A 10,828-nucleotide genomic window follows, 5' to 3' on the forward strand; every position below is an offset into this window, starting at 1 on the left:
TCAAGTAAAAGGCAAAGGATAGGAGGAAGGAAGTTCATGAAAAAGCTGTTGCTGTGGGAGAAAGTTCAGGCAGGCATAAATGAAATCGAGCAAAGGTTACGGTCACAAGATGTAACTGATGAAGCCAGATGTCTTGAGAATAAGAAACAGCTTTTTTTAGCTGAATTGTTTCTATTAATTCAACACATTGGTAAGTTGACAGAGAAATCATCATTGAAATTTGAAGCTTGGATAAATAGAGGTAAGAACCGAGAGGAAACAGCCGAAAAGTTAGGAATGACTACTGATGGTTTAAGAGCAACCATTTGGTATTTTAACAGTCGCTTAGAGAATATTTTCGGTGAGGACACCGTAACCAAAATTGTAAATTGTAAATCACAACAAGAACTTGATGAAATAAAAAAATGGTTTTGGACTAGAGTTAGTTCGCTTAGTAAGGGATATTTCAGATGAGTATGGATGGAGGTTATCCGGTGGCAAACAAATTGTTCTTTAGAAAATATGTTGAAGCAAGAGAACATATAGAGGCATTACTGCGAAGTAAGGAATACTACGGTGAAGATGATTCAGTGGAAAAGAAGCAGTTATCTGCTCTTAAAGAGATATTTGATTATATAAAGAATGATGAGACCTGGGCAGGCCAAGAAAGGTCTAGACAGAAAGCAATAATTTTCATTAAGAATCACTGTAACTATGCAAAAACAAAAGATAAGCTAGGAGCAAAAAGTAAAAACAGTGTTGAGGCATCCATGAGCTATCTTTCAAAAAAGCTAGAAAGGAAAGTAGGAGCAAGCACCATTGAATTAATACTTGAAGGTAAAGTGGATGAGGCGATGATACAGTTTCGTGCTGGAACGGGTAAGTTAAATCCTTCAGATTATCTAATTGATGGTCTGTTGGATTTGTTACCAAAGGAAGATAAACCACATGCCAATTTAGAAGAATGTGAAAAAGAAATAAAATTCTTACTTACATTTACAAAGTCCAACTTAGCAAGGGTTTCCTCTTTATACAATAAGGAAAATCTGTCCTACTTACTGTATGTATTGACATCGACAGATAGAGTTGTAGCTGATGAACGGAAAATTTTGTATCAATTACTTAAAGGTGATTTCAGCAATGATGTAGATGGGAGTTCTTTAGATTTAAATACTCAAATTACAAAGGCATATGAAGAGTTTTTAACCCAAGGTTTCAGACAGTAAAATAAAACAAGAAGGTGAAATTATGTGCTTTGTAAAAACACTTCAACAAGAGGTTCATTCAGATCCAAACAGAGTTAATCTCCTAAGGGGTATAGAACACCGAAGTTCCTTGACCTTCGAGGAAATCATGGACATAACCAATTCACCGTATTCAAACGAGAATTGGAGCAAACTCTCTTATTTTGTTAGTAAAGGCTCATTTCGACCGTATTCTAATGATGATTTAGGAAGAATTATTGAACGGAAAATTGCTAATGGGGATTGGCTAATTGAAGTGACCTCAGTAAATTGTCTAATTTATGAGACTTACCTACGTATGCCCACAGTTTGTGATTGGACTCGCCAATTTTTATTTTTCACTCCAGATGATTTTGTTGGTTCAATAGGAATCTATGCATTAAATCTATCAACTGATATAAGTGAGCATATGGCTTTAAAGCAGATAGCTAATGTTGCTCAATATCAAATTGTTAGTAACAGTCCATTTAATCGTTTTATGGTGGCGATACAAAAAGAGAATCATTGGGAGTTTGCTTATGGAGAAATACTTCCAACGATTACTCCAAAAAATTATACAAAATCAAGAAGAGTAAAGATTTTCTTATTTAAGGAGCCGAGCAAATTCTTTTATGAGCTATTAAGTGGGGGTGTGGTAAAGAATATTCCTTATGACGAGTATGTAATAAGCGTTAGAATTTGATGCTAGATATTTTCACAGATGAAATTCATATTGAAGTTTCTATTCCTTAGATATTATCAAGGATGGAAGCTTCCTTTTTTTATGATTATTACTTTACTTCAGTGATACTTTGACGTGCTTTGTTAATTTAGCAGCAATTATTTGGGAATTCATTACACAAAAAATATATTGAGAGCTATACTAACAAGTCAAACGAGGAAGTAGGGGTGATAGTTAATGGATAAAGTACACCGTAAATTCTTTATAGCTTATGGTTCTCTGATGAATGTAGATAAGATGGTTCAAGTTTGCTCTGAATCCTATGTCTTTGGGTGGGGTAGTATTAAAGATTTTGAATTGGAAGATAGAGCACTTGAGAATTTAAAGAGTTCTGCTGGATGTAATGTACCTGTCGTTCTATACAGTATTACAGCAGAAGATGAAATGGAGCTAGATTCCTTTTTTGATTTAGAGGTTTATCGTAAGGAGGAGCTTAATGTAATACTTACAGATGTAAATGATATGGTTGCCCCGTATAGTGCTGATTACTATCAAGAAGGTGTAAAAGCATTGGTTTATATTAATGAAAATGTAGACAAAAACCTCTTTTAATTCTAGATTTTTATTCAGTTTCTCTCCAATGTAAATTATCCCCACTTATTATTGAGTCTTGTCCAATTATAAGATAAAATAATAGAAAATTCTAACAGGGACATTTCGGATGCAAGGGGGGAGGAGCTATTATGAAAGTTAAAGTATATTTTTCTGATTTTTTCGATATAGAACCTAGCGTTATTGAGGATTATGGCGCTTTTGATGTATCACTTATAAATGATTTACCATTATTCATTGACCCTTTTCTCCTTTTTAACAGTTCTAAGGCGGAGTACAAGATGTTACACGAGAATATGTTGAAATATCTAAGGTTCTTAAGGGATAAATCTCAGGAAAAGAATATATCAGAGGGACTTTTAAAAGCTTGGTATATGTTTCCCGAAATAAAGCATAATTGGTTTGGATTTTCCAAGACAGGCAACGGTGGAAGTGGTCTTGGAAGAGACTTTGCACTTGCATTACATGAAAATTTAAATTTATTCAGTGACTTTGGCTCAGAGAAGATTACCCAAAGCAGTCATTTAGAAAAGCTCTGCATTGTAAAGGATAAAGTTGGAAGGGACAATATTAGTGATTTTACTACCAGATTAATTCATGATTTCTTATTAAAGTTTACTCAGGATTTTGCACTGAAACATTTGAAGCCTGAATTTGTTAAAAAAGTTCCAGTTAAGAATGTACGTTTTAATTATGATACAGAATCATGGGAAATGGACTATTTTTATTTACCTTATATGAACAATGATTATGTTCTCTTAACTCCAGTTGATATCTTAACCAAGGATGAGACATGGATAAATAAATCTGATATTGTAAGGGATTTTTCATTAATACCAGAAAGTATTGACAATGAACAGTTACGTGCACAAATTAATAATTATTTTTATTCAATTCTTCCTAAGAAAGCATCGCAAAAAGACCGTAATCTAGCGGTGAGCAAAGTGATAGCAGAATTCCCAGAGTTTATAGATTACTATATTAAATATAAAGAGGATAGTGGAGACCAGGCGGAATCCAGCAGCATTGAAAAAGTTAAAGAATCTAGAGCATTGTACGTTGAACAATTAAAACAACTAATTCATTTAATTGAAAAAGAAACAGACTTTTATAATACATCTGATGATACATTTGAAGAATCTATGAGAAGAGTAATGTTTATGAAGCAAGTAATTGAAAATAACGATGGTTACAAACTCTTTTATTCTAAGGGAAGGGCAATCCAAAAAGAGGATGACCTTCAAATACTATACAGATTAACGTGGTTTGCAACTATTTCAGATGTAAATAGAGAAGTTAATAATGGTAGGGGTCCAGTCGATTTCAAAGTTTCTAGGGGTAATAAAGACAAAACATTAATAGAGTTCAAACTTGCGAGCAATTCTCAGCTAAAAAGAAATTTAAGAAATCAAGTTGGAATTTACGAAACGGCAAATGAAACTAAAAAATCAATCAAGGTAATATTATACTTTTCTGAAACAGAGTTAAAAAGAGTAACCAAAATAATGAACGAGTTAGGTCTGGGGGAAAAAGACAATATTATATTAATTGATGCAAGGAATGATAATAAACCTTCAGCGTCAACTGCATAAAAAATAATCATGCATCTATTTCTAAAAGTGTGGCATCATGTTGGTATACTTCTAGATTAGATGTATTTTTATGTGATTTTGATATTAGTATATAAAGATTCGGAAGAAACAAATTGACTTATCTTTGCTTGGAGGAAAATATGGATTTAAATACTTTAATTTCAACTATAATTACTTCTACAGCAGCATTAGTTGCTATTATTGGGGGTTTTCTAGTAAGTAGGGTAATTTCGATTTCTAGTGAACAGAACAGTATCAAACGCAGAATAAGAGAAATTAATAATGACATCATGGCTAAACAGGAAATTAGCAAGGGTATTGAAGATTACTTGTTTGAGGATGACTTAGGCGATTTTGTAACTAGGAAGAATATTAAGAGGATATTTAATGGTCTGACTTTAGATGAAACCATTGAAGAGGATGATTTCACACGTCTTACAAAAGAAGAAATTGAACCATATTTTAATCAGATTAAGGAAATGATTGATGAATTAGAGCACAAATTAATCAGCTCTGAGAATACATATAATTCCTTTAAGGAATTTCATAAGGATAATGAAGAGTTAAAATATCCCAACAGAAAAGATTGGTATGAAAAGATTTTTAAAGTTATTGATGATTCATTAAGGCAACAAAGCATAAATGGGGTATTTGGTATCGGGGTTTCACTTCCTAAATATGATAGTCTAGATGTTGATTTTGCCAGTCTAACACCTAATCATAATTATGGATACTATGTAAAGGAACACGAAAAAATAGAGGATGAAATCAAAGTGCTGGAGCTTCAAAAGAAAGCACAACAAGACTTATTAAATAATTTCGGAAAGCCAGCTTGGATATGGAGTGGGATAGCTGTACTAATATATGCAAGTATAGTTGGTATTGTTTACCCAAGTGTGCTTTTACCCTATCCACTCGATACCTACAATGATAGTCTAACGAAGTGGTTCCTATTAAGCCTTTTCTACAGCCAATTATTTGCACTATTTGCATACCTGAGTTTTGCAATGTACAAGATTACGCATTCGAGTAAAATTTAATCAAATTGGTAACTTAAAGAATATTTTACTAATAGAAGATACTTGTCAAAAAATCCCCATTATCCTTTTTAAAAATGAGTTCACAAAGGTATAGGTTATGATTCTCTCATTAAATGGGGTAATTTGCGGTTCAAAAAGCCCTAAAATTATTTTGTAACGTTCCAACAAATTTGTTGACCTTCTGAGTCACTAGAGCTAAAATCACACAAACTCTAGAAGGAAGGTTTGATGTAAAATGCCAAAAACGGTAGCGTATATTCGTGTTTCAAGTAAAGAACAAAATTTAGCTCGTCAAATTGATGAAATGAAAAAACTAGGCATCGAAGAGAAATACATATATGAAGATAAAGCTAGTGGAAAGGATATGGATAGAATTGGTTACCAATATATGAAAAAGTCCTTAGAAAAAGATGATTTGCTAATTGTGAAGGCAATTGACCGTATTGGTAGAAATAGTAAAGAAATTATGAAAGAGTGGCAGGAAATTACTCATGAACTCGGTGCGGATATTAAGGTAATTGATATGCCATTATTAGATACCACTCAGCATAAAGATTTGCTAGGAACGTTCGTAAGTGATATTGTTCTACAAATTTTAGCCTTTGTATCGGAAAATGAGCGTCAAAATATCCTTAAGCGTCAAGCCGAAGGAATTGCAGCAGCTAAAGCAAGGGGGAAGCACTTAGGAAGACCAAGAAAGGAAATTCCCAATGAGTTCCCTATCCTATATAAGCAGTGGAAGAACGGAGAGCTTATGGCGGTAGAATGTATGAAGATAATGAACATGGGAAAGGGAACCTTCTATCGTAAGGTAAAAGAATACGAGTCCAATCTAAAATAAGGACCTCTAAAGTGTTTGTTTTTTTTTATTGGTTAAGAAGGGAAGGCATCCCTGTTTTAAGGTTCATGGGATATCGAGTATAAAAATTTAACCGTACACTTAGCTTGTACGGTTATTCTTTTGCTTTCAGGGGTAGTCATCTTGAACATCCCTTGCCCGACCCGAGCAACATTGATCAACACAAGCAACTCTAGCTACATATCTTAAATAAATCTATCAGGACATAGAAAAACCAACACTACACATTGAACATAGCCACCTACACCTGAACTGATTTTTACTACACATGAAATTAATTCTTCTACACCTGGATTTACCGTTACTACATATTAAGAAAAAATGACACACATAGAAAAACTTTTTACACATATTCAGTTTTTCTACTACATATTTATCGAGTTCAACACCTGAACTATGAGATACACAATAGTAAATGTAAAGTCGGAAACCTGTTAAAAACAGGTGGCTCAAAACACATATTAAGGGAGCGATTTAAATGACAAGAAAAGTAGTAAAGATTCCAGTGAAAGTAAAAGAAGAGGTAGCCTTAAGCCAGTTGGAAACAGGGACTTCTACCAATACTCCATCAACCAATTATTTAGAAACTTTACGAAATGATTGCTATGAGGAATCAACAGAAGAGGAAATTGAAGATGTGATTACAGCCATAGGAATGGTCGACCCTAAGCAATACCTAAACGACATAGAGATTTGTCATACTATCAACAATCTAGTCTTTTTAATCCCAGACTATTTCCCTAATCAGTACGGTAGGTTCTTCAGTCAATTCGAATCCTTGGTAGACCACCTTTCTTCATTAGCAAACAACAAGAAGTTGAACGAAGTTGAGGAACTAGCATACCATTATATCCGAGCAAATTTAGACATTGCAATATTCAAAAATGAAAACAACCAGTTAAAGTAAGAATGTAATCAAATCATGAACCTACTTAAAAAATAGTAAAGACTTAAAAACCGTACATCCCACACTGTACGGTTTTTACTATACAAGCAATTCGAGGATTTTGTCCATCTTGGGGTAATTCTCTCAAATCCCTGCCCAAATCCCCACACAACGAAAAAACTCCCGATATTTTTCTCAATGTTCTAGCCACATATAATTAAGGGAATATCATAAATTAAAAAACCTTTCTTGAGATAATTTGATTTTAGGAGTAGAGGACAAACATAACTTATATTTAATAGGATAGGACTGAAAAGAAAAGGACCAGCTACATGGAGTACAAACCAATTTCACTTACACCAATCCAATTTATGCAATTCCTAGAATCAAATCCAACTAACAGAGCTTAGTATTGCTCCAAGTAATCTATCACTCGAACATCCAACACCCTCTATAACCGTAGAATATAGCCTTTAAACCATTGGGTATAATACCTAGTGGTTTTTTAATACCACCAATTTCAAAGTAGCGATAAAAATTATTATAGCCATTATCTCCCACTTCCCTTTGTTTTCGGGGTATCGCTTAGGATATCCATTTATTGTGAAAAAATCCCCTAAAAAAGTGCTACCAATTTTCTTAATTAGAGTTATAATAACAATCAATTTTTAGTTTATTGCTATTAGGGGTATTCTGCTCTTTTATTGTTACTTCATAAAAAGGCTCCCCAATTTCCTAAAAGAAAATCTTAGCTTAAGGGGGTTGATGTCATGAAGAAGATTAATATGAACACTCCAAAAGATGAAGCTGAATGCATATTACGTCAATCAGCTAAAAGGGATATTGAGAATAAACATAAACTAGGTTTGCCTACAAGAACAGTCGATGAGTTAGGAGTTTATGATTTATATCCAGATGGTAGAAAAGAGTATGTGAAGTTGTACAAAAAAGGCATTGATGATATTGAGTAAGTAAGTTTCTATAAAGGAGATGTACAAGAATGACAAAGCAAATAGAAAAGGATTTAAGACTATGTGGAAAGGGCAATAGTATTTTACCATTCGCAACCAGAAGTCAGAAACTAGCATTGGATTTAATGAAAACGGTTGGCATGAAGGGCAGCATTATGAAATCGTTCAAAGAAGGGAAAATCTTAAAAACTAATTGTTTAAATCCGTTATCTATTTCTCAAGAAAACCTGACTGAAACAGATGAGGGAATTATCTCGGACTTAGACAAAAATGGGTTATCAGTTTATCATGTATTGCTCTCGTATTTTATGGTAGGAAAGCAAACAGAAATCCAATGTGAGCATGAGGTATCTACATATGAAAAAGTAATTACCACTAAAAGTTATCTCTGTGTTCCGAAAGATATTTTCACTGAGGCAATGTCCTTTGACGAGGATATAACCAATGAAAGTAATAAAGAATCGGTTATCAAGGAATACATCGAGCATGATTTATTTATGGCGAATCAGGGGTATTTATATGCTTATGTAGTAAGTGATGATGGTTCGGCAGACTTCTACAATATCGGGGTCAACGTTTTAAATGGGGATTTGCTGAGGGTAAGTTAAGAACGTCACCTAAAATCAAAAATTAGCATCTATTCATTTAGTGATGATTATTTAATGTCATCTTAAAGGGATAGGTGTTTTTTTATAATAATTAATATCATTTTCTGATAATCCATAAATCCAAAGATTGGTTAGTTGTACTTTCTAAGTTTTTGATATTACTTTTTAGTTAGACTTCATTAAGTGCAATTAGTACCTTTACATACTAACGTCTATTATTCTATAATAGCAGAAGATATATTTGATTAGTGTTGATTAATGTTGATTAGAGTTGGATAGGTTTTCAATAATATGTAAATTAGTATATAAGGAGTTGCAATAAAAATGGTAAATAAAACAGTAATAAAACCTAATGAACTGCTTACTGTAAAAAAAGCAGCAAGTTATTTAGGAGTTAGTACTTCAACAATTTATAGGGCTGAGGAGAAAGGTCTATTGAACGTAATAAAAACACCAGGTGGACAAAGAAGGTTTGAAAAAGAAGAGTTGGACAATTATAAAGAAAAAAGTAAAAACATAATTGCTCCTCAAACGCCATCAATTAGAAATAAACAAACTGAATTTGAACAATTAGAATTGATTGAAGATAATGCATCTGGGGATAAAGTTGGGGAAATTGAAGTAGATGTAAAAGATGAGGTTGATGAGAAAGAAGAAAATTCAGGCGTTTATGACCCACGAAATAAATTAAATAACTTAACAGGTAAAGAATGGCTCCCAGAAACTAAAAGTTTTTGGTTTCAAAAGGGTCTGGGTTCCAAACATCCACATGCACAAATTGAAAAACAACATCCAGCTCCTTTTTCATTCCAGGATGTTGGTAGATTAATAGCCTTTTTTACCAAGGAAGGAGATAAAGTATTAGACCCATTTGTTGGTGTAGGTTCTACGCTTAAAGCTAGTGCATTACTTAATAGGATAGGAACAGGTATTGAATTATCCCCTAAATGGAGTGACTTAGCAAGAGAACGTCTAGACTTTGAAGTGGGTGAAGGGACTTCTGAACAACATACTATTATAACAGGAGATTGCAGAATTGAACTAAAAAATCTAGAGGATAACTCTTTTGATTTTATGGTAACCAGTCCGCCATATTGGGCAATCTTAAATAAAAAGGCCGATCACAAGGTAAAAAAAGAGAGAGTAGAAAATAATCTAGCTACTAATTACTCAGAAGATGAACAAGACCTAGGCAATATCCCAGAATACGGGGAGTTTTTAGAGATACTTGTAGAAGATGTATTTTTAGAATGTGCTCGAGTATTAAACCCTGATAAATACATGGCAATAGTGGTTTCTGACTTTAGAAATAAGTCTGAGTTTATAAGTTTTCACAGTGATTTAATACAACAATTAAGTAAGAAAAGAATAAATGATGATTACACCCTTACATTACAGGGGGTAAAAGCATTAATACAAAACCATAAATCGCTGTTACCTTATGGTTACCCATTTGCCTATGTGGAAAATATTCATCATCAGTATATATTAATATTTAGAAAAACAAAGTCGAAGAGGAAGAATTAAAATGCAATATGAATTCAATAATGTTTATAGAGTAGATTGTGATAAAGCATTACCTCAATTAATTGAAGATGGGGTTCGTTTCGACCTAATTTTAACAGACCCTCCTTATAATTTAAAAAAGGATTTTGGAAATGATAGCGATAAACTAGAATTAAATGAATTCATTGAGGTAAATAAAAGAAGATTAGGTTACTGTAATGAGCTACTAGATAAAAATGCGAGTATAATATGGTTTGGGATACATCATTATATTGGTTTTATTCAAACAATGATGTACGATTTGGGGTTATCATATAAGAGAATGAACATCTGGTTTTATGAAAATGGATTCTCAAGAACAAAAAAAACACCTGCTACTCAGTATGAGCCTTTTTTATGGTTCTCTAAATCTGATAAAAAATGGACTTATAATGCAGACGATGTTAGGGTTCCTTATAAAAGTTCAGAGAGATTAAAAACTCCGGTATATTATAAGAATTCAAAAGGAGAAACAAAGAAATGGGAGCCGAATCCACTAGGGGCATTAAGAGGAGATGTTTGGCAATATCCAACACTAGCTGGGAAAAACGCTCAAAAGGAGAGAACTGAACATCCCACTCAAAAGCCAATTAATCTAATCTTAGATATAATTAAAGCACACTGTCCTAAGAACAAAGATGGTTTTTATGAAGGTAAGATACTTGACCCATTCTTTGGTTCTGGAACTTTAGGCGTTTGTTGTGAAATTCTTAATAAAGAAGGTCATAATATTCAATGGATGGGATTTGAAATAGAAGAAAAGTGGGTAAATGTGGCTAATCAAAGATTGCAAGAAATCAGGGAGACTTTGGTTTAAGTCTCCCCGTTTTT

The 10,828-nt window shown here is 33.2% G+C and carries 12 protein-coding genes; all 12 read left to right on the forward strand.

The genetic code is table 11. The annotated features are described in order from the left end of the window. Positions 1 to 36: 36 nt before the first annotated feature. The 12 genes from A6754_RS01300 to A6754_RS01355 all read left to right on the forward strand — a co-directional run bounded on the left by A6754_RS01300 (position 37) and on the right by A6754_RS01355 (position 10,814). Positions 37 to 453, forward strand: a complete 417-nt coding sequence (locus A6754_RS01300) for a hypothetical protein (protein WP_066441961.1) — start codon at positions 37 to 39, stop codon at positions 451 to 453. 20 nt (positions 454 to 473) lie between these two features. Then, positions 474 to 1,205 carry a hypothetical protein gene (locus tag A6754_RS01305; RefSeq protein WP_156495651.1) on the forward strand — a complete coding sequence of 244 codons (732 nt, stop codon included), beginning with the start codon at positions 474 to 476 and terminating at the stop codon, positions 1,203 to 1,205. Positions 1,206 to 1,332: 127 nt separating this feature from the next. After that, the gene (locus tag A6754_RS01310; RefSeq protein ID WP_156495653.1) at positions 1,333 to 1,905 is read left to right on the forward strand and encodes a hypothetical protein; all 573 of its coding nucleotides are present in this window, start codon (positions 1,333 to 1,335) and stop codon (positions 1,903 to 1,905) included. A 216-nt stretch (positions 1,906 to 2,121) separates the two neighbouring features. Further along, on the forward strand, positions 2,122 to 2,496 hold the full coding sequence (locus A6754_RS01315) for a gamma-glutamylcyclotransferase family protein (protein WP_066441966.1): 375 nt from the start codon (positions 2,122 to 2,124) through the stop codon (positions 2,494 to 2,496). A gap of 131 nt (positions 2,497 to 2,627) precedes the next feature. Further along, positions 2,628 to 4,088 carry a DUF8370 family protein gene (locus tag A6754_RS01320; protein ID WP_066441968.1) on the forward strand — a complete coding sequence of 487 codons (1,461 nt, stop codon included), beginning with the start codon at positions 2,628 to 2,630 and terminating at the stop codon, positions 4,086 to 4,088. A gap of 140 nt (positions 4,089 to 4,228) precedes the next feature. Beyond that, positions 4,229 to 5,128, forward strand: a complete 900-nt coding sequence (locus A6754_RS01325) for a hypothetical protein (RefSeq protein WP_066441970.1) — start codon at positions 4,229 to 4,231, stop codon at positions 5,126 to 5,128. A gap of 235 nt (positions 5,129 to 5,363) precedes the next feature. After that, on the forward strand, positions 5,364 to 5,969 hold the full coding sequence (locus A6754_RS01330) for a recombinase family protein (RefSeq protein WP_066441972.1): 606 nt from the start codon (positions 5,364 to 5,366) through the stop codon (positions 5,967 to 5,969). A gap of 496 nt (positions 5,970 to 6,465) precedes the next feature. Then, positions 6,466 to 6,894, forward strand: coding sequence for a hypothetical protein (locus A6754_RS01335; RefSeq protein WP_066441974.1), 429 nt, complete (start codon positions 6,466 to 6,468; stop codon positions 6,892 to 6,894). Positions 6,895 to 7,643: 749 nt separating this feature from the next. After that, positions 7,644 to 7,844, forward strand: coding sequence for a hypothetical protein (locus tag A6754_RS01340; RefSeq protein ID WP_066441975.1), 201 nt, complete (start codon positions 7,644 to 7,646; stop codon positions 7,842 to 7,844). Positions 7,845 to 7,873: 29 nt separating this feature from the next. Further along, positions 7,874 to 8,452, forward strand: coding sequence for a hypothetical protein (locus tag A6754_RS01345; protein WP_066441976.1), 579 nt, complete (start codon positions 7,874 to 7,876; stop codon positions 8,450 to 8,452). Positions 8,453 to 8,776: 324 nt separating this feature from the next. Further along, positions 8,777 to 9,979, forward strand: coding sequence for a DNA methyltransferase (locus A6754_RS01350; RefSeq protein WP_082851573.1), 1,203 nt, complete (start codon positions 8,777 to 8,779; stop codon positions 9,977 to 9,979). Position 9,980: 1 nt separating this feature from the next. Further along, positions 9,981 to 10,814 (forward strand): DNA-methyltransferase, encoded by an 834-nt coding sequence (locus tag A6754_RS01355; protein WP_066441977.1) that lies wholly within the window; start codon positions 9,981 to 9,983, stop codon positions 10,812 to 10,814. Positions 10,815 to 10,828 lie beyond the last annotated feature (14 nt).

Origin of the sequence: Cytobacillus gottheilii (genome assembly GCF_001636345.1) — a bacterium.
Classification (GTDB): domain Bacteria; phylum Bacillota; class Bacilli; order Bacillales; family Cytobacillaceae; genus Cytobacillus; species Cytobacillus gottheilii.